The organism is Methanohalophilus sp. RSK, from assembly GCF_003722075.1.
In the GTDB taxonomy this organism is placed as follows: Archaea; Halobacteriota; Methanosarcinia; order Methanosarcinales; family Methanosarcinaceae; genus Methanohalophilus.
The window spans coordinates 66,481-86,510 of record NZ_RDSK01000016.1 but is presented as its reverse complement, the minus strand read 5'-3'; the positions used below and the strand labels follow the sequence as shown (position 1 = coordinate 86,510).

General features: G+C 43.1%; 19 protein-coding genes and 1 pseudogene. 13 read left to right on the top strand and 7 right to left on the bottom strand.

Annotated features, from left to right (window positions below):
• Positions 1-18: 18 nt before the first annotated feature.
• Genes EFE42_RS09310 through EFE42_RS09295 form a run of 4 tightly spaced genes read left to right on the top strand, consistent with a single transcriptional unit; the run spans position 19 to position 3,798 of the window.
• A complete protein-coding gene (locus EFE42_RS09310) occupies positions 19-1,719 on the top strand; it encodes an acetolactate synthase large subunit (RefSeq protein WP_199724123.1) in 1,701 nt (566 codons plus the stop codon).
• On the top strand, positions 1,716-2,201 hold the full coding sequence (gene ilvN / locus EFE42_RS09305) for an acetolactate synthase small subunit (RefSeq protein WP_123136973.1): 486 nt from the start codon (positions 1,716-1,718) through the stop codon (positions 2,199-2,201). Before EFE42_RS09310 ends, ilvN begins: the two co-directional genes overlap by 4 nt.
• 29 nt (positions 2,202-2,230) lie before the next feature.
• Positions 2,231-3,238, top strand: coding sequence for a ketol-acid reductoisomerase (gene ilvC, locus EFE42_RS09300; protein ID WP_123136972.1), 1,008 nt, complete (start codon positions 2,231-2,233; stop codon positions 3,236-3,238).
• Positions 3,239-3,279: 41 nt separating this feature from the next.
• Positions 3,280-3,798: a nitroreductase gene (locus tag EFE42_RS09295; protein WP_123136971.1), complete on the top strand. Its 519-nt coding sequence runs from the start codon at positions 3,280-3,282 to the stop codon at positions 3,796-3,798.
• Between the two features lie 3 nt (positions 3,799-3,801).
• On the opposite strand, the gene EFE42_RS09290 is transcribed toward EFE42_RS09295, so the two are convergent.
• Together EFE42_RS09290 and EFE42_RS09285 are read right to left on the bottom strand one after the other, a co-directional pair.
• Entirely contained in the window at positions 3,802-4,245 is a 444-nt protein-coding gene (locus tag EFE42_RS09290; RefSeq protein WP_123136970.1) for a DUF123 domain-containing protein, read from the bottom strand.
• A 9-nt stretch (positions 4,246-4,254) separates the two neighbouring features.
• Positions 4,255-6,585 carry a DNA topoisomerase gene (locus EFE42_RS09285; protein ID WP_123136969.1) on the bottom strand — a complete coding sequence of 777 codons (2,331 nt, stop codon included), beginning with the start codon at positions 6,583-6,585 and terminating at the stop codon, positions 4,255-4,257.
• Positions 6,586-6,811: 226 nt separating this feature from the next.
• On the opposite strand from EFE42_RS09285, the gene EFE42_RS09280 reads away from it, so the two are divergent.
• The 6 genes and pseudogenes from EFE42_RS09280 to EFE42_RS09260 all read left to right on the top strand — a co-directional run bounded on the left by EFE42_RS09280 (position 6,812) and on the right by EFE42_RS09260 (position 13,010).
• Positions 6,812-9,544 (top strand): PAS domain S-box protein, encoded by a 2,733-nt coding sequence (locus tag EFE42_RS09280; protein WP_148039275.1) that lies wholly within the window; start codon positions 6,812-6,814, stop codon positions 9,542-9,544.
• Positions 9,545-9,657: 113 nt separating this feature from the next.
• Positions 9,658-10,938: a phosphomethylpyrimidine synthase ThiC gene (thiC, locus tag EFE42_RS09275; RefSeq protein ID WP_123136967.1), complete on the top strand. Its 1,281-nt coding sequence runs from the start codon at positions 9,658-9,660 to the stop codon at positions 10,936-10,938.
• A 21-nt stretch (positions 10,939-10,959) separates the two neighbouring features.
• On the top strand, positions 10,960-11,799 hold the full coding sequence (locus tag EFE42_RS09270; protein ID WP_123136966.1) for an MBL fold metallo-hydrolase: 840 nt from the start codon (positions 10,960-10,962) through the stop codon (positions 11,797-11,799).
• Between the two features lie 185 nt (positions 11,800-11,984).
• A pseudogene (locus tag EFE42_RS11040) lies at positions 11,985-12,092 on the top strand (ABC transporter permease); the annotation flags it as partial.
• Between the two features lie 9 nt (positions 12,093-12,101).
• Positions 12,102-12,320, top strand: coding sequence for a PLDc N-terminal domain-containing protein (locus EFE42_RS10930; RefSeq protein ID WP_123136965.1), 219 nt, complete (start codon positions 12,102-12,104; stop codon positions 12,318-12,320).
• A 27-nt stretch (positions 12,321-12,347) separates the two neighbouring features.
• Positions 12,348-13,010 carry a sensor domain-containing protein gene (locus EFE42_RS09260; RefSeq protein ID WP_123136964.1) on the top strand — a complete coding sequence of 221 codons (663 nt, stop codon included), beginning with the start codon at positions 12,348-12,350 and terminating at the stop codon, positions 13,008-13,010.
• A gap of 3 nt (positions 13,011-13,013) precedes the next feature.
• Here EFE42_RS09260 and EFE42_RS09255 read toward each other — a convergent pair whose 3' ends face one another.
• Positions 13,014-13,295, bottom strand: coding sequence for a helix-turn-helix domain-containing protein (locus tag EFE42_RS09255; protein WP_123136963.1), 282 nt, complete (start codon positions 13,293-13,295; stop codon positions 13,014-13,016).
• 144 nt (positions 13,296-13,439) lie between these two features.
• On the opposite strand from EFE42_RS09255, the gene EFE42_RS09250 reads away from it, so the two are divergent.
• From EFE42_RS09250 to EFE42_RS09240, 3 genes are read left to right on the top strand one after another with little or no spacing between them, the layout of a single operon-like run.
• Positions 13,440-13,952: a response regulator gene (locus tag EFE42_RS09250; protein WP_123136962.1), complete on the top strand. Its 513-nt coding sequence runs from the start codon at positions 13,440-13,442 to the stop codon at positions 13,950-13,952.
• An 8-nt stretch (positions 13,953-13,960) separates the two neighbouring features.
• A complete protein-coding gene (locus tag EFE42_RS09245; RefSeq protein ID WP_123136961.1) occupies positions 13,961-15,688 on the top strand; it encodes a sensor histidine kinase in 1,728 nt (575 codons plus the stop codon).
• The gene (locus EFE42_RS09240) at positions 15,685-16,119 is read left to right on the top strand and encodes a DUF3887 domain-containing protein (protein ID WP_123136960.1); all 435 of its coding nucleotides are present in this window, start codon (positions 15,685-15,687) and stop codon (positions 16,117-16,119) included. Before EFE42_RS09245 ends, EFE42_RS09240 begins: the two co-directional genes overlap by 4 nt.
• 4 nt (positions 16,120-16,123) lie before the next feature.
• Here the strand turns inward: EFE42_RS09240 and EFE42_RS09235 are convergent, their stop codons facing one another.
• The 4 genes from EFE42_RS09235 to EFE42_RS09220 are packed head-to-tail and all read right to left on the bottom strand — an operon-like array spanning position 16,124 to position 19,823.
• Positions 16,124-17,287 carry an ABC transporter permease gene (locus tag EFE42_RS09235; protein WP_123136959.1) on the bottom strand — a complete coding sequence of 388 codons (1,164 nt, stop codon included), beginning with the start codon at positions 17,285-17,287 and terminating at the stop codon, positions 16,124-16,126.
• Positions 17,274-17,960, bottom strand: a complete 687-nt coding sequence (locus EFE42_RS09230) for an ABC transporter ATP-binding protein (RefSeq protein WP_123136958.1) — start codon at positions 17,958-17,960, stop codon at positions 17,274-17,276. Before EFE42_RS09230 ends, EFE42_RS09235 begins: the two co-directional genes overlap by 14 nt.
• Entirely contained in the window at positions 17,941-19,197 is a 1,257-nt protein-coding gene (locus EFE42_RS09225; protein WP_123136957.1) for a COG1361 S-layer family protein, read from the bottom strand. The genes EFE42_RS09230 and EFE42_RS09225 overlap by 20 nt, the downstream gene beginning before the upstream one ends.
• Positions 19,194-19,823 (bottom strand): YIP1 family protein, encoded by a 630-nt coding sequence (locus tag EFE42_RS09220; RefSeq protein ID WP_123136956.1) that lies wholly within the window; start codon positions 19,821-19,823, stop codon positions 19,194-19,196. Before EFE42_RS09220 ends, EFE42_RS09225 begins: the two co-directional genes overlap by 4 nt.
• Between the last annotated feature and the right edge of the window lie 207 nt (positions 19,824-20,030).

Here is a 20,030-nt window from a genome sequence, read left to right as displayed (position 1 = left end):
AGAAAACGAAGGGATATAATGAGTGAAAATACCAGGAAGATGACAGGTGCACGCGCGATCATCGAGTGCCTCTATGAGGAAAATGTGGAGGTTATCTTCGGCTATCCCGGTGGTGTCCTTCTTCACATATATGATGAGATATATAAATCCGATCTCAAGCACATTCTTGTCAGGCATGAACAGGCAGCCGCCCATGCCGCTGAAGGGTATGCGAGGGCCACCGGCAAAGTCGGTGTCTGTCTTGCAACCTCCGGACCAGGTGCCACCAACCTTGTAACAGGGATCGCCAATGCATACATGGACTCAATCCCCATGGTCGCACTCACAGGACAGGTGCCCCGTTCAATGATAGGCAACGATGCGTTCCAGGAAGCCAATATAACCGGCATCACAATGCCAATCACCAAGCACAATTACCTTGTGCAGGATGCAAAGGATCTGCCCCGTATAATCAAGGAGGCTTTCCACATTGCATCCACAGGAAGGCCCGGACCCGTCTTGATAGATCTACCCAAGGACATCACAACCGAGGAAATCGAATTTTCCTATCCGGATGAAGTGGATCTTAAAGGTTATAAACCAACCTACAAGGGAAACCTCCAGCAGGTAAAGCGGGCTGCATCTGCAATTGAAAAAGCCCATCAGCCTTTGATATATGCAGGCGGTGGAATACTGGGATCCAATGCCAGTGAAGAACTACTGCAATTCGCCGAACATATACAGACTCCCGTTACCACTACCCTTACTGGAATAGGAGGGTTCCCGACCCAACATCCCCTCTACGTAGGAATGCCCGGCATGCACGGAACTAAATATGCCAACTACGCCATACAGGAATGTGACCTTCTCATAGCAGTCGGTGCCAGATTTGACGACCGTGTTACGGGGAAACTTGCATCCTTTGCACCCAATGCAAAGATCCTGCATATTGACATCGATCCTGCTGAGATTTCCAAGAACATAACGGTGGATATACCGATTGTAGGGGATGCAAAGAACATCCTTGCCTCCCTTTACAAATATGTAAAGCCTGTGGAGAAAGAAAACCGGAAGGAGTGGCTTGACAGGATAGAGGGCTGGAAAAAATCCTATCCCCTGCACTATGTTGGTGAACAGGACGGACTCAAACCCCAGTACATTATTGAACAGATCTATGAAGCATGCAAAGATGCTATCATAGTTACTGAAGTCGGCCAACACCAGATGTGGGCAGCCCAGTATTACAAATTTAGCCAACCTCGCAGTTTCATCACATCCGGGGGACTTGGGACAATGGGATACGGCTATCCTGCGTCAATCGGTGCCAAGGTAGGAAAGCCGGATAGGGTTGTCTTCAATATTGCAGGCGATGGTTCTTTCCAGATGAATTCCCAGGAAATAGCAACTGCTGTCCAGAATGACATTCCGGTGATCGTAGCCATAATGAACAACGGTTACCTGGGAATGGTCAGGCAGTGGCAGGAATTGTTCTTTGAAAAGCGATATTCACATACCTGCATCCGGGACAGTGTTGATTTCGTGAAACTGGCCGAAGCTTATGGTGCGGTTGGTATCAGGGTTGAGAAAACTTCCGAGGTCAAACCGGCCCTTGAAAAAGCGATGAATTCCGGTAAACCGGTAATCATAGACTTTGTTGTAGAATGTGAAGAGAACGTATCGCCAATGGTGCCTGCAGGTGCACCTATCAATGAAATACTTGACCTGGAGAGGAAAGAATGAGACACACACTTGCAGTTCTGGTAGAGAACAAGTTTGGAGTGCTGTCAAGGGTGGCAGGGCTCTTTGCAAGACGCGGATATAATATCGATAGTCTTGCAGTAGGAGTTACCGAGGATCCTAACATCTCCAGAATGACCCTGGTGGTCCGCGGAGATGATCATGTAGTAGAACAGGTTGGCAAACAACTGAATAAGCTGATCGATGTGATTCGTGTCACCGATCTTGGTGCTGATGAATCCGTGGAAAGGGAACTGGCTCTTATCAAGGTTAAGTCTGATAAGGATACAAGGGCCGAAATTATCCAGATAGTGGATATATTCCGTGCACGCATTATTGACGTGGCTTCAAAATCCATTATCATTGAAGTTACCGGTGATGAAGAAAAAATTGCAGCTATTGAGAAACTTCTCAAACCCTTCGGAATCAAGGAACTTGTCCGTACAGGAAGAATTGCCCTAACAAGGGGCTCAAAAAGTTCATAACTATAATATTTAACAGGAGATTGAAATAAATGGTAGACCTATATTACGATGAAGATGCTGATTTTTCAGTGATGGATAGCAAGAAGATTGCAGTTATCGGTTATGGCAGCCAGGGACACGCCCAGGCACAGAACCTTCATGACTCCGGTCTTGATGTAGTGGTCGGCCTGAGGGCTGGCAGCAGACGGTGGAAACAGGCAGAAGAAGATGGCTTGAAGGTCATGTCTGTTGAAGACGCTGCAAGGGAAGCCGACATTATCCAGATTCTCATGCCCGACGAAGTACAGGCTGATGTATACAGGGATAAAATCGAACCGGGACTTGAAGCAGGTAATGCACTTGTCTTCTCCCATGGATTCAACATCCACTACAACCAGATCGTTCCCCCAGCAGATGTTGATGTCTACATGGTTGCTCCAAAGAGTCCGGGACATCTGGTCAGGAGGACCTACATGGACAATGCCGGTGTGCCCGGTCTGATCGCTATCTACCAGGATGCTACAGGCAATGCAAAGAAACTGGCCCTTGCCCATGCCCGGGGTGTGGGATGTACCCGTGCGGGTGTCATCGAAACAACCTTCCGCGAGGAAACCGAGACCGATCTTTTCGGTGAACAGGTAGACCTTTGTGGAGGTGTGGCTTCCCTGATCAAGAATTCCTTTGAGGTTCTTGTCGAAGCAGGTTACAAACCGGAAATGGCCTATTTTGAGACACTGCACGAAGTCAAACTTATCGTAGACCTCATACACGAAGGCGGACTGGAAAAAATGTGGTACTCTGTTTCCAACACAGCAGAATATGGTGGAATGACAGTTGGACCCAAGGTCATCAACGATGAATCCAGACTGGCAATGTATGAAGCCCTGGATCGCATACAGAGTGGTGAATTTGCAAAAGATTTCGTACTGGAAAATAAGGCCAACAATCCTGTCCTCAAAGCAATGGAGCGCCAGGACAGGGAACACCCGGTTGAAGAGGTAGGCAGGAAACTGCGTGCCATGATGCCCTGGCTTAACAGTGAACTCAACGAAAAGTAATCTTTTTCTCTCTTTTTCCCTTTCCTTTTTTGGAGGAAAACATGAACACGTTAGATAATATCTACAACCGCAGAAGTGTACGCCGTTTTACGGAAAAGGATGTGGATGATGAGGCCATCATAACTCTGTTAGAATGTGCCCGCTGGGCTCCTTCCGGTCTCAATAACCAGCCCTGGAAGTTTGTGGTGATTCGCAGGGAAGATACTATTGAAGCGTTATCAAATTGCACCCATTACACTGATACCGTGAAAGGGGCTAAAGTGCTTGTTGCTTTCTATTTCGATAAGGAAAGCGGATACAACCGTACCAAGGACATCCAGTCCATAGGTGCTTCTATAGAAAACATGCTTCTTGCCTGCAATGAAATTGGCCTGGGTGCTGTCTGGCTGGGAGAAATACTCAATCAGGAAGATAAAGTAAACTCAATTCTCAAAGCACCGGCAGATATGGAACTTATGGCTGTCATTGCAATCGGCCATCCGACAGATGAAGAAAGGTCATCTACCAGGAAATCCCTGGCAGAAATTACATACAGGGATAGTTTTGAGAATAAATGGTGATTTTCAGGAATCACCATCCTTTCCCAGCATTTTTGGTTTTAGCCCGATTGTTTCGATTACTGATTTTATTTCATTTGCAGGCCAATCCAGCCTGTGGAATAGATGGGATTGACAGGAGCAATCCGAGCAACCGAATTTTGGCACATAGTCACCCTGCAGGTTGCCAGCAATGTCACATTCGATATGTTTTTCAGAGTAGGTGTAAACAACATCCACAAACTCAAAATCCGGATGGATAAGTAAATAATCAATATGCCACCTGGGTTTTTTGTCCTTTTGACAGGCAAGCTTTTGGTGGCGATGCATACGTTTGAGTCCGCCGGGACCCAGTGCAGACCCCACATAAATATAATAGCCTGCATTAAATACTAGGGATTTGAGACTGCCCACACTAACCGTACAGCCATCCGTATTCAGTATAAGGCAGTAGGTCCCTTTGGGACACATGATATAACCTCAGAGCAGATTTTTGAATTTTTTATTGCATTTGCGGTTAATGCAATAATGCCTGGCATCCTTTTTGGGTTCCTTTACCCTGACAATTTTCCACCCACATTCTTCACAGGTCTCCTCCCGTAGTGTAACCCGCCCTTTTTGGGGATAGGAACATGTAAAACCACAGCGTCTTGCACATCCCAGGAATTTCGAATCTTTGGTCTCAATCAATATCATATCAGAGCCACAGGAAGGACATTTACCGATTACAGTAGGCGGGAAGCATAGTTTTTGTTTTTCGCAATTAAAACATGGACCAATTCCCACGCTCCAGTAATATTTTCCACCGCCTACCTTGATTACGGCAAACCCACCCTTTTTGCACTCCCGGGAGCGCATTACATCCAGAGAGCCTTTCCGGGGGAGAGGATATGTATTGCGACATTGCGGATAGCCGCTGCAACCTACAAAACGACCCTTATCAGTACGTATAATACTCAGCGTCCTGCCACATTTATCGCATTTGCCAATGTGATTATTCTTATCTTCAGCCAGTTTCTCATCCTTTATAGAACCTGCAATACGCAGCACAATATCGCCTTTACCGGACTTGAGCCGGGTATACATTTTCTGTATAAGAGCGGTACCTTCACTGATGGCCTCGTCAAAGGATTTCTTTCCCTCCTCAACATCTTCTATCAACCCTTCAATTTTTGCCCTGATTTCAGGTTGTATCAATATAGGTACTGAAACCCCCAGTGCATCCATGAGATTAAAACCGGTATCCAGCATAGAAATGGTCTTGCCTTTAATCTCAAAATAGCCTCTTTTCTTGTTTGTTTCGATGTGTGATGGGGCTGTTGCCTTGGTTCCGATACCATGTTTATCCATGAGGGTCAGAAGTTCGGCCTCAGTTAGGCGTTTGGGAGGTGTGGTCTGGGATTTGGTGTTTGTGAGTTTGTTTACAACTACCTTGTCCCCTTCTTGTACATGAGGAAGGAGGTTTTCTTTTGATATTTCAAACGGATAGACCTGTTTCCATCCTTCGGATTTCATAACCGAACCCTTACAATCAAAAGGTTCATCCTTCACATGCACTTCCATGTGAGTTTTTTCAAAGAGGGCAGGATCCATAAGATTGGCAAGAAAATGACGCACAATCAGATCATATACCTTCCAGGAATTATCCAGTTTAACTGCATTTTTGACCTGTTTTTCGGAAACTGCCTTTATAGGATGGATAGGCGGGTGATCATGGCCGTCCTTTTTCCCGTTGCGGGGAGATACTGTCGTTTTGAGTAAATTTTCTGCAAAGGAAGCATATTCACCTATCCTGAGCAGGTTTTTAAGCATGGATTTAAAGTCATGGTTCTCAGGATAGCGGTTTGTTTCTGTCCTGGGATAACTGATAAATCCAGCCAGGTAAAGCTGCTCTGCTGTTTCCAGGGCTTTTTCCGGACTGGTATCCAGGAATTTGGAAGCCCGTTTGAGGAATTCATTCGTATTTAGAGGATAGGGAGGATTGATCTGTTTTTCTTTGATATTGAGGCGAAACATAGTGGCTTCTCTGGTGCCCTGCAGTTTTTCATATATCTGTTTTGCAAGTTCAACATCCCGCATGTTGCCTTTACGGTGCACACCTTCAAATTCAGTGCCCCCTTTCTGGAAAACCGCTTCTATCTTCCAGAAATCCTCGGGTTGAAAATCACGGATGGTTTTTTCCCTTTCATAGACAAAACCGCAGGTTGGAGTCTGGCAGGGACCAATTGACAGGATGTTTTTGGTGTATGCCTTCTCCCGCACAGCAAGGGTCATAAAACGGGTGAAAGCCGCACCCATTCTCAGGTCAAGTATCTGCCGGGTATCCGCGGACAGGGCAAGGTTGGTATCCGGTTCTACAAGATTATTAAAAGCCCTTTGAACCTCATTTGCAGACAGGGAAGAAAACCTGGCCCTTTTTACCGGCACTTTCCTGACCTGCAGAGCAATATCACGTGCCTCAAAACCGATATTCTCCCCTTCCCGGTCATAGTCACAGGCAAGTACAATGGAATCTGCCTGTTTTGCAAGTTGCCTGACAGCCCGTTCATAATTTTTCTTGGTGATATTTTTGATCGGGTCAGCTGTCAACAAAACCGCAGGGTCAATTGCCTTCCAATCCCGGTAAGCCGGATCGAAATCATAGGATGTAATGTGCCCGGCAAGACCAATTATTTTGTATTCATCTCCTTTAGCCACAAAGGAATACACCGGCAGATCAGCCACATGCTCCCTCGCACTATTTCCTCCGCTCAAAATAGTCGCAAGTTTGGCTGCAGCCTTGTTTTTTTCAGCAAATACAACAATAGTCATATACAGGGCAACTAGATGTTGCCATGATTACATAAAGGTAGCTGGAAACGTTTCATTAAGTGTTCATTAAGACAAGATTTGTACTATTGATTTATATATAAACAAATACAATCAACAAATTAAAATAAATGCAGCCTTTTTGTGTATACATAACATAACCAAAAATATAGTCATGTAAATCATTATATGCCTATAAATCACTAACTCTACACTGGGGAATACTTTGTTGAACAGGGAAAAGATGTTAGCCTTGCAGAGAGATATTGCTATTGAGCTTGGCGCATCAAACAATTTAGAAACTGCTTTTCATTCTTTGTTAAAACATATTCTTTCACTGAAAGATATTGACGTCACAGCGATATACCTCAGATCAAAAAATGGTGGATTTGGACTTATAGCCTATGAAGGCGACGTTCCTGAAGACATCTTGAAAAATATCCAGCATTACCCTGCGGATTCATTGCAGGCAAAGATCGTTGAAGAAGGTAAAATTCGTTACATGCCACCCGAGGAAATTGCTGGCACACTCAAGGACAAAGAATATATTAAGGAAATGGAAACCGTCGGCATCATTCCAATAAAGAAAGGAGATGGGGAGGTAATTGCCTCATTTGTTATCGCGTCTTTTAATCCTGAAGGGATTGCTGAAGATACAAAAATAGTTCTGGAATCCATTGCCGTCCAGATAGGTAATTTGATTTTAAAGATAAAAAGTGAAGACGAACTTAAGGCAAGAGAGAAAGAATTAAAGGAAGAAAAGGAAAGGACCGGTGAGTGCCTGGATGCTGCAGAGTTTATTTTCCTCTTATTGGACCCTGAAGGAAACGTGACTTTTTCCAATCGTAAGACTTCAGAAATACTTGGATACTCTCAGGAAGAAATTGTCGGGAAAAACTGGATTGATAATTTCATTCCCTCTAGATACAGAAAACCTGTCAAACAGGTACTACATGACATCGTATCTGGAAAAGGAGAATTTGTACAGGGTTATGAAAATCCAATCCTTAACGCCAGTAACAAAGAAGTTGTAATCGAATGGCACAACTCTGTGATGAAAAATGATAAGGGAGAAGTCACAAACATAATCGCTTCAGGAATTGATGTCACCGGACGTAATCTGGCCCAAAAAGAAATAAGGAAATTCAAAAATATTGCTGACAGGGCCAATTATGGCAGCATCATTGTTGATATTGATGGTAATATCAAATATATAAACGATTATTTTGCAAATATTCATGGTTACGCTCCTGAAGAAGTAATTGGAAAAAATATTTCTCTTTTCCACAGTGAGGACAATCTGGAAACTGCCTGCAAATTCAGAGATCAACTTATTGAAGATTCGGATTACAAGCATCGTGAGATCTGGCACATCCATAGGGATGGAACCGAATTCCCTATGTTGATGGGTGCTGTAGTTCATAAGGGTGAGAAAGAGAACGACCATTATATAGCTGCTACCGGGATTGATATTACTGAACTGAAGAACACGGAAAATGCCCTTAAGAAAAGTGAGGCGAAGTTCAGGAGTTATATTGATAATGCTCCGGATGGTATTTTTGTTGCCGATGAAAACGGAGATTATATTGAAGTCAATAAAGCAGCCTGTGAAATTACGGGATTTTCAAAAGATGAACTCCTCGCAATGAACTTCATCGACATCACGCTTCCCGAAGATCATGAAAGGGCCATTGAAGCTTTTGAATCTCTTGTCAAAACCGGACATACGGATATTGATCTGGGTTTTGTGAAAAATGATGGAAGCAAATGTATCTGGAATGTGGCTGCGGTAAAACTTTCCAATGACAGATATTTGGGTTTTGCAAAAGACATCACAGAATCCAAACTTATGGAAGAGGAATTGATCGAGAGCAAGTTGTTCCTGAACAGCATTATTGAGAGCATAAAGGACGGAGTCAGCATCCTTGATGCAGATCTCAATATCGTGCGAGTAAATGATGCCATGAATAAGTGGTATGCAAAGAATATACCTCTTGAAGGCAAAAAGTGTTATGAAGCTTATCATGACAGAGACCGCCCCTGTACACCTTGCCCGATAATCAGGTGCATGGAAACGGGCGAGACAGAAAGAAATATTGTACCGGGTTTACCGGACTCAGAAGCACAATGGTTCGAACTCCTGGGTTATCCATTAAAAGATTCCACCACCGGTGAAATTACCGGTACAGTCGAATTCGTAAAGGACATTACAGATCACAAGCGTGCTGAGGAAGAACTTGCAGAAGCCAGGCTTCATGCCAGGGAAGTAAGCAAAACCAACTTAGAGTTAAAGGCCAATTTGAGTCATGAACTTAGAACTCCGTTGGGTAACATAATTGGTTTTAGTCAGTTGCTTCACAATGATATGTATGGAAAACTCAATCCAAAACAGCAAAAGCATATTCAAGGTATACAAAAAAGTGCGGAACAGTTGATGGGTTTAATTGATGACATTCTGGAAATATCAGATGTTGAAGCAGGAAAAATGGAACTCAATATTGAAATGGTTTCCATTGGTGAGTTACTCAGTGATATTTTAAAACTCCTCAAACCTTTTGCAGAGGACGGGAATGTTGAAATAATTACTGATATACCTGAATACATCCCGGCAATAAATGTGGACAAAGTAAAAATCAAGCAGGCAATGTATAACCTCATCATCAATGCAATACACTTTACCCCTGAAGGAAGAAATGTACATATCAGTATGGAATACAGCAGTTATGACCTGAGGTTTGAAGTAAATGATTCCGGAATCGGCATTTCTCCGGCCCATTTGGAAGAATTGTTCAGACCTTTCAAAGAAATATATTCTGAAGCCGGAATGAAACCCCATGATAGTGTCCTGGGCCTTTCCCTTGCTAAAGAGTATATAGAATTGCATGGCGGAGAGATAGAAGTGGAAAGTGAACCTGGGGCCGGAAATACCTACATATTCACAATTCCAATCCAATCTATTTAATGGATATGAACATTTAACGATAGACTTTCATTCTAATTCCTTTTTTACCTGTGAAACCTATATATGCGAATACCTATTATTCTGGACTAAATTAAACACGGCAGGCGTTAAAAATGACATTGATGGATGAAGCAAAGAAGGGAAACATCACCCCGCAGATACATAAGGTTGCAGAGGAAGAGGGTATTGAGCCCGAAATCGTAAGAAAGTATGTTGCAGAGGGCCTTATTACTATTCCAAAAAATGTGTTGAGGGAAACATCCCCAAAAGGCGTCGGAAAATGTATGAGTGTCAAGGTCAACGCCAATGTCGGAACCTCGAGAGATTTTGTTGATGTGGATGATGAAGTTGAAAAGGCAGAAACTGCTGTCAGGTACGGGGCAGACAGCATAATGGATCTCTCCACAGGAGGAGATCTTGATTCCACTCGCAAACGTCTCATGCAGGCCGTAGATATACCGTTTGGTACAGTGCCAATCTATCAGGCGGCTTCCTCCCAAAAAACTGTAGTTGACATGACATCCGATGACATCATCAATGCTGTGCGCAAACATGCAGAAGATGGCGTGGATTTTGTGACAATCCATGCAGGAGTGAACCAGAACGCTCTGCAACGCCTGCGTAAAGGGGAAAGGGTGATGGATGTTGTCAGCAGGGGAGGCTCCTTTACAATTGCCTGGATGATACATAATGAGCAGGAAAATCCCCTCTACAGTGAATTTGACTACCTGATAGAAATAGCAAGAGAATATGATATGACCCTGAGCCTGGGTGACGGAATGCGTCCGGGTTGTATCCATGATGCCTCGGATAATGCAAAATTCATGGAATTCATAACCCTGGGTGAACTTGTAAAAGAGGCACGTAAATCCAATGTCCAGACCTTTGTGGAAGGACCCGGCCACGTGGCGGCTGACGAGGTACAGCTGAGTGTGCAAAGCATGAAACAACTCTGCCACGAAGCCCCCCTCTACCTGCTCGGACCGCTTGTCACGGATATCGCACCCGGCTATGACCATATTACAGGCGCAATTGGTGGAACCATTGCCGGCATGTCTGGAGCGGACTTCCTGTGCATGACCACTCCTGCAGAACACCTTGCCCTTCCCACCGCAGACGATATCCGGGAGGGTGCAATTATCACAAAGATAGCAGCACATGCTGCCGATCTTACACGGCAGGGACAGCGCGAAAAGGCAAGACAAACAGACCTCCGGATGGCACAAGCCAGACGTGACCTAGACTGGGAGAAACAATTTGACATTGCAATTGACAGTGAAAAACCTGCTGCCATCCGCCAGAGCCGCAAGACAGGAAGTGATGCATGTTCCATGTGCGGTGAACTCTGCGCCCTGAAAATCGTACAGGATGCCCTGAAAGGTAATAATAAATAACAGGGCTACAATTTTTTATTTATGAAGATCACAGTGCTTGTGGATAATAATACCCTTATAGACAATTATTTTGAAGGCGAACCTGCTCTTTCCTTTTTTATTGAAGAAGGAGATAAAACGGTTCTTTTTGATACCGGTTATTCAGGTTTGTTCCTGAAAAATGCCGCCCTGATGGAAATAGATCCTGCAAGCCCGGATTATGTAGTATTATCCCACGGGCATCTGGACCATACGTGGGGATTGGCCGAACTGGTAAAGTACTACACAAACCGGGAATTTCAGGGAAAAACGGTACATAATCCCGCTCTTTTGTGTCACCCCCTTGCTCTGACACCTACTATTTTTGAAAATACAACACATATCGGCAATATCATAAAGGATGAAGTTCTCAAAAAATACTTTGACCTGAATTTAAAAACAGAACCCTTCTGGATTACTGAAAACCTTGTTTTCCTGGGCGAAATTCCCCGACAATTTGAGTTTGAGACCACGGAGGCTATTGGGGAAAAGCAAAATCCCAACGGGGATGTCATACCTGACAAAATGTATGATGATTCGGCACTTGCGTGGTGCTCGGATGAAGGAATTGTCATCATTACCGGCTGTTCCCATTCGGGAATTTGCAACATAATTGAATATGCAAAAAAGGTCTGTAAAAATGATACAATCATTGATATTATCGGCGGTTTTCACCTTTTATCTGCTTCTGAAAAGCGACTCCGAAAAACAGCAGAATATCTAGACCAGAGAAATGTAAACGATATCCATCCCTGCCATTGTACTGATCTTGAAGCAAAGATATTCCTTTCCAGATACTGCAATGTTAGAGAGGTTGGTGTCGGTTCAACTTTTAAGTTTTAACTTTTTCTTCTCGCATCAGAATATATTAGGGATAATCCGTCTATATATCGTAACCTATATATGCAACATCGTTATAGTCTAACCTGTCTAAAAATAGACAAATCTTGCTATGATATAGAGGTGTGAATATATGCATCAACCTGAAAGAGAATACACAACAGTATGTAACCCTGCTATAGAAACAAATCGCAGCAGATTTTATAATTTCAGTCTTTGTAGGGCTTGTAGCAGGGGTATATCCTGCCAATAAGGCTGCAAAGATGAATCCGACAGATGCTTTAAGAAACGAATGAGGTGATGGAATGTTTGATTGGATAGCACTACCTTTCTTTAATGTTATCCTCTTTTTGGGGATAGGATTGCTTGGCACGGCATTCTGGATATGGATGCTTATAGATTGCATCACAAAGGAAACAGACAGAAGTAATGAGAGACTGATCTGGGTAATAGTTATTGTGTTTACCCATTTACTGGGAGCCATATTATATTTTATCCTCAGGAAGAATAGACGTAACCGATAAGAGAAATATAATACAGCAGGATTTGGGATGAGAAATATAAACAAATTGTTCAGTTCATTTTTTGGTGTGATTTTTCGACGCCAGACGTACCTGAACCTGCTTTATGTCATATTCACATTTCCGCTGGGTACTGCATATTTCCTTTTCCTGACATCTGGCCTGCTTGTAGGCTTAAGTTTTTCCATAATTATCATAGGACTACCCGTCCTTTTGCTGGTACTGGTGGCATGGTGGGAACTGGTAAATTTTGAAAGGGAACTGGCAACCAGATTGCTTGGTGTAGATATACCTCCGCTGTCCTATGAGGAAAAGCCCCTTGTAAACTTCTGGAGCGACATTAAAAACAGGTTTGCAGATCCAACTGCCTGGAAGGGAATGATGTTTTTATTCATCAAATTTCCCTTCGGGATATTTACACTTATAGTACTGGCTATCTGTTTTACCCTGACCCTTGGACTTATATTCGCACCATTTACCACTATTTACTGGTCCTTAGGAAACTCAAGAATCCTGATAGACAGCTTACCGGAGGCACTTCTAACAGCCGTTCTGGGAATAATAGTCGCAGTCTGTACACTTCACATAACCAATATACTTGCGGCCATATCAGTCAGTCTTGCGAAAATTATGCTCGGAAAGAATAGCAGTAGCGTTCATCCGGACACATTGGATGAACAAAAATCTTATTAAGAATTAATCGGCAAATTCGTGGATGCGATCATAGAATTCAAGGACAAGCTGTGTCAATTCACTATCCATATTGATACTGAAAGTACGTATCTGTTTTCCCAGGGGTTTCTCCTTGACAATACCTGTTTCTACAAGAGGTGCTATTACACGGGCAACACTCGAATGAGACAAGCCCGTCTCTTCTGCAATTCCTGAGAGATAGGTAGATTCTTCCCTGTGAGATATCAGGTTATTGAGAACAGTCATTTGTGCAGTCTTGCCGAATATATTTTCAAGAACATCCATCCTGTTTACTTACAATATTATATTTTATAAGGTTTTCTAATTATGGTCAACTTATATCTCTGAATAACAGGCCTTCCATATATTTGGAAAGGCTTTAATAGCATAGACTATTTGGTAGGAATACGATATTATTTAGTGGTCATTATGCCCGAAAAAGAACTTGACGACAAGATACTCAGCCTTCTTGAAAAGAATCCGGCCCTTTCTGCAGTCGAACTGGCAGATGTACTGAAAATACCTGAAAAAACAGTACAAGCAAGACTTGAAGAGATGGGAGATTCTAGGCAAACCATCCTTATAGTAGATGATGAGCCCGATGCCATAATTGCTGCAAAAAGAGCATTACAATCAGAAGGATATAATGTTATTGAGGCCTATAACGGGAAAAACGGCCTCGAAGCAATTGAGGAAAAAACACCCGACCTTATTCTTCTGGATGTAATGATGCCGGATATGGATGGTTTTGAAGTGTGCAAACATCTGAAAGAAGATGAACTGCATAACCACATCCCAATAATAATGCTTACCGCAAAAGGTGAAGTTGATGACCGGGTAGAAGGAATAGAGACAGGTGCAGACGATTATATTACAAAACCTTTCAACCTGAGAGAACTGAAGGCCCGCATTCGAATGGTGTTGCGGCGGGCACAAGACTGATCATTCCCATGTTTTTCAGTAATCGACGATATAACATAATTATCATAACTTTCATTGCCCTTCTTTTTATAGGTTCTGTTGTTTTTTTGGGGGCACGTTCAAACCTCGAGGTCCAGGAAATCTTTGAGGAACAATATACAGAACAACAGACCCTCAATGCAAGACAAATTTCATCGGGCGTCACAGCGTTTCTGAATGAGAAGATTGTAGCCCTGGAAGTAATAGCAGGTGCTGAAAAAGGGGTTCCTGATGACTTCTATATGGGATCTTTCAAATCCCTGTACGAAAGATCACAGGGATTTTATGCCCTTGAGTATATCGATGAAAGTGGCACCATTGTCTCAGGTTATCCTGAAGATAGAACTCCTCTGGGATATAACCTGTATGAAAACAACATGGATCAAGCTTTCCAAAAAACAAAATCAATGAGAAGGACCTATATTACCAATCCTACATACACGTTTGAAGACGAACTTGCAATGTATGTTTGGGTTCCCGTCTATTCTGCAAATGATTTCAAAGGAACGGTCCTGGCAATAATACGTATAGAGGAAATCACAGAAAGGGTCATACAAAGTTATGATTCATCTGCCGGTTATGTCTATATTATCGACGACAGGGGGAAACTGCTGTATCACAGTGACAACCCAAATGAGACAGGAAAAAATTATTTTGATATTCTTAATGAGCCTGACCAGGACCGTCTTTACATACTTGGAGAACAGACGGAAGGAAAAGAAGGAGCAGGGCGTTTTGAAGAACTCAATGAAAACAATGGACTGGAAGAAAAACTCGTATCATATGTACCAATAAAATGGTACAATCAAGTGTGGTCTGTAGGTGTTGTGACACCATTACCTTTCATAACCTCAATTGTACGCTCCATATACCTGAAACAGGCAACCTTTATGATAATAACGACCTTTTTTATTTTGTTCTTCACCTCATTGATATCATTGATCTTTTTATCCTGGAATCGTAAACTAGAGGAAGAAGTACATAAAAAAACCGAACAACTTGAAAATTCCAACCAGCGCCTGCAAAAGCTCAATCGCGTGAAGAATGAATTCCTATCCATGGTATCCCATGAATTGAAAACTCCTCTCACAGCCATGCGCACATCAAGTGAATTCCTCCGGGAAGAAGACTGTGACAAAGAAACACAGGAAGAAATGCTTGACCTTATAATTCGCAATATAGACAGGCAATCCAGGATGGTTGATGACCTGCTTGATATTTCCCGTATTGAATCAGGCCGGATGGTTTTCAAAGAGGAAAATATCAATCTCAACGAAATTATTGATAATGCAATCCAGATGATGGAACCAATGGCAACAAAGCATGGAATTACCATTGAAAGAGAAGTGGATAATGATCCACAGGTTAAAGCAGATAAGGATAAGCTGCTGAGGGTTTTCGTCAATTTACTCAACAACGCTGTCAAATTCACAGCCAATAAAGGCGAAAACATAAAAATTAAAACTGAAGATACCAGAGATTTCGTGGAAATAAGTGTCATAGACAGAGGTATCGGTATACCCGAAAAAGAACAGGAAAAAATATTTGAAAAATTCTATCAGGTAGACAGTACCTCCCGCCGCAAAGTGGGCGGTAGTGGCCTTGGGCTTGCGATTATCAAGGGAATTATAGAAGGCCAGGGTGGTTCTATAAGGGTAAAAAGTGAGCCCGGCGTTGGCAGCACATTTACATTTACATTGAGGAAGTGGGAAGAATGAAAAAAATAGTAATGATATGTGTAGTCCTGTTCCTGTTGACAGCAGGATGCATAAATGATTCAGAAGAACAACGCGCAAAGGAATATGCAGATCCCATTTCAAATCAGCTTATTAGGGGAATGCAACAGGACAATTACACGCTTTTTTCGGAAAAATTCACACCTACTATGAAAAAGGCCCTGCCTGAGGAAACTTTCTATGAAGTAAACGGGATGTTGATGTCCACCGTAGGCAAACCTGTATCATTGGAATTCCTCAAGGCTGTTGAAGGTGAAAGGTTTGTAACTATTGTTTATACCGTTACATTTGAAGACGGTTCTGAAGGATTGTTCAGTATCGCCTTAAAAGAAGAAAATGGGGAAACAAAGGTTGCCGGTGCCTGGATCGATTCCCCGAAATTGCGTCAGGAACAGGAAAATGTGACCGGTTAACGGGTCACTCATAACGCAGTGCATCCAGAGGGTTCATCATTGAAGCTTTCCAGGCGGGATATAATCCACCTATTAAACTGGTAATAATGCCAAAGAAAATACCTGCAATTACGTACAGGAAAGTAGTGGGGTCAAAAAAGTAGGTGATATCCCCCATTATAAAGTAAATCAGGGTAAAACTACCCACTACAGTAACAATCCCACCTAGTAGGCTGGCAATAATTCCCAGAATCAAGGCTTCCAGCAGGAACATGCGCAATACGTCTGACCTGGAGGCACCCACAGCTTTCATGATACCAATCTCACGTGTCCTCTCCATTGTTGACATGAGCATTACATTCAGTATACTTACCCCTGCAACAAGCAGAGAGATGGAACCAATACCCATCAGGAACATGGAAATTGACTGGAAAGCAGACTCTATCTGCTCATTAATAGAATTGGCAGCAAATATCTCTATTTTCTTTTCCCTTTTATTCAATGTATCTTCAAGTTCTGTTTTCACAGTATCCACAAGAGCAATATCTTCCACAACCACGATCACCTGCCGATAATCCTCCTCAGCATCCGGATAAAGTTTACTGTACATATCATGGGATACAAACACACCACTGTCTGTACTGATGTCCACAGCCATACCTCGTTCCTTAAGTATCCCCACCACACGTAATCGAGTGTCTTCGATCTCTATCTTGCTTCCAACATCCAGCTCCAGGTTGGAGGCTACAGAACTGCCCAGGACACAATCTGTGGAGCCCTCCTTGAAAAATCTCCCTGATTCAATTTCGACAAGCTGACGCAGGTCCGACTCCTTCATACGATACACGGTCCCATAACTGGTTTCATCCCTGTATTCTACTGCCTCACCTGAACTGCGATAGGGGATAATATGTTCTATACCGGCAATTCTTTCCATCCTGTTTACCTGGTCCTGCGTTACTGAGTCCTCTCCCATAGCCGGGTAGATCACAAGTTTATCGCCTACATCACTGAACGATTCGGATACCGACAGTTTGAGAGTATTACCCAAAATCCCCATGGAAGTAATCGCCATGACACCAATAATAATACCAATAGCAGCCAATATAGTGCGTACTTTCTGGCGCCTGAGGTTACGCTCAGCAAGCTGGGCATACATATTACGACGGATACGTTTAATCAATTTCATCAACTACCTCCCCATCCTGCAGGTAGATTGTCGTGTTTGAATATTCGATTATCTTAGGATCATGGGTGACGACAATCAATGTTTTTCCTTTCCTGTTCAGATCACTCAGGAGTTCCATAACACCTTTACCGGTTTTTGAGTCCAGATTACCGGTGGGTTCATCAGCAAGGATAATAGGAGGATCATTTGCAAGAGCTCTTGCAATTGCCACTCTTTGTTGCTGGCCTCCGGATAACTCGCCCGGCTTGTGAGTTGCATATTCACGCCCAAGCTGTGCCAGTTCAAGCATCTTCAGGGCTTTTTTCCTGCGTTTTTGGGGGCCTAGGCGTTTGAAAATCATCGGTATTTCCACATTTTCCAGCGCTGTAAGAGTGGGTATTAGGTTGAATTGCTGGAAAATAAAACCGATATTATCCCGGCGTATGTCTGTCAGGCCGTCATCGTTGAGCTTGGCAATATTTACGCCATTGATATGAATAGTACCTTTTGTAGGTTTATCCAGGCAACCGATAAGATTCAACATCGTGGATTTGCCTGAACCCGAAGAGCCCATAATGGCCAGGAAATCACCTTCCCTGACCTCAAACGAGACACCTTTGAGGGCGTGTACCTTCGATGAACCCATACGATAGGTGCGTACCGCATTATTCACTTCAACTATAGAGTTCATCATCTTCTTCTCCTTCATCCTCCTCGTTTGTGGATCTCTTCCAGGAGCGATAGATTACAAAACCAATCACTGCGAGCACGAGGACAAGTGCCGCCCAATAAGTAACAGGCATATTTTCAGAAGTGTCTGATGAACTGTATTCAGAGGAAAATGAGATTGCAGACCCTTCCAGCGGGATCTCATCGGTTATACTCGCATAGGCATTGTCAGTATCCCTGAATTCAATCATCACAGGAATCGAAGAAACATTTCCGGACTCAACCCTGGCTGAAAGCTCAAAACTGCTGAAGTCATCCTCTTCCAGCGTCCCGACAAAATAACTCGCATAGGGTTGAAGAGGGGTAACTGAATCACTTTCCATTATAGATACGATTATATTTTTCGCCTGTGTCGTACCAAAATTATTGATATCCCCTGAAACACTGTAGCTTTCTCCCTGTCTGATAATCTCCAGATTTGTGAAGATCAGGGATGGCCGTTCTACTATATCAATAGCAGAATTGGAAGATATACTTGTATGTTTGTTATCGCCGTTGTAGTAATCAGTGGTAAAATAGACATCTTTTAAACCGGCATGGGAATCCATAGTGTTTAATGTGAAATTAGCAGTAGCTTTATCCCCGGCTTTTACTGTGCCAACAAACAGTTCCTCCGGTTTAATGGATACGCCTTCTCCGTGTGGAATTACTGTAACTCCTGTAACATCTCCTGCTCCGGGATTTACAACATCCACCGAAACTTCACATATTTCATTGATAGCTATACCGGGCAGATTATCAACTATCAACCGTACTTCCCGGTCATCAACCTTAACCGGAATTTTGTAATTCAGATCAGACATATCACTTCCCCCTACTACCTCCAGATTCAGGTAATGGGTGCCTGCAGAAGCATTTTCACTCGCCTTTATGTTGAAGGTTAAAGACAGCGAATCTCCGGGCCCCAGAAGGCCCACATCCGTGTAACTGGTACCACCGGACAGCACGTCCCCATCCCCTTTCAGCGTTGCACCGGCAAGATAGGCATTCATATCAAACGTTTCATCGTCCTCTTCCACATAGACTGCCCCATCTGCCATATTTTGCATTTCAAAGGTAACCGTCCCGATGTCGCCTGGAAGCAAGGCCTGTGGTTGTACACTGTAACTTACAGCTACTGTTGGACTTATCTCTGTATCGGCAGAAGCTGACGGTGAAAGAAAAAAGAAAAGAAGAAATAGAGTAAATATTACTTTTTTCACGCAATTCCTCCAATGTAAGTAATGAGGGAGTAGAGAATTAGGAGACCTACAGGAAGGCCTACAGAAATTAAGGCTCCACGAAGGTTTAAGTTGCGTGCATTCTTGAGACCAAAAATCCAGATATTGGCACTCCACAGCTGGAATATGATACCAACAAGTGTTGCAACCTGCATCATGGGATCATTGGCAAGCATCTGGGCCATCTGTGCGGGGTTTGCAGCAGTCGCCTGTAGAGAATCTGATATCTGGTTTATAACATAAAGGCCAAAGATAGAATTCAACAGGGCCGGGATGTAACCATAACCTACAAACTCAAGACTGCGTTTAAAAGAACCTTCCCCGCCAAACAGGGCTGACAGTCCATAGAAAACGGCTGTGTAGATAGGCCATACTACAAGGACACCCAGAAATCCTCCCACGGCACCAAAAATTGCACCTGCACCTGAGAAACCTCCCCCCACAGCTGCGGATGATAAAATTGCCTTTGTCATAATGTAACCGGAAATTGCCCCCATCAGGGCATTCAAGATCACAATAAGAGTGGGCACTTTAAACTGAATTCTTTCTGTCATCTTTTCTTTAAAGAAACTATCCGGGTTTGTAAGTACATTGATGATTTCGCTCATAAAATTACCTCATAAAATTATTAAATGGACGTTACCAGATGAAGCGAAATACTGAGAGGGGGTAGTAAGGTGGCATCAATACGGATTGATGATGCAGTAACCTTCATCTGGCAACATAGAAAGGATAGACTATATAATTAATAAACCTTTCTATATTTAGACAAGTGTGCGTTGTAAAAGTCGCATATTTTGATTAATTCAGCACAC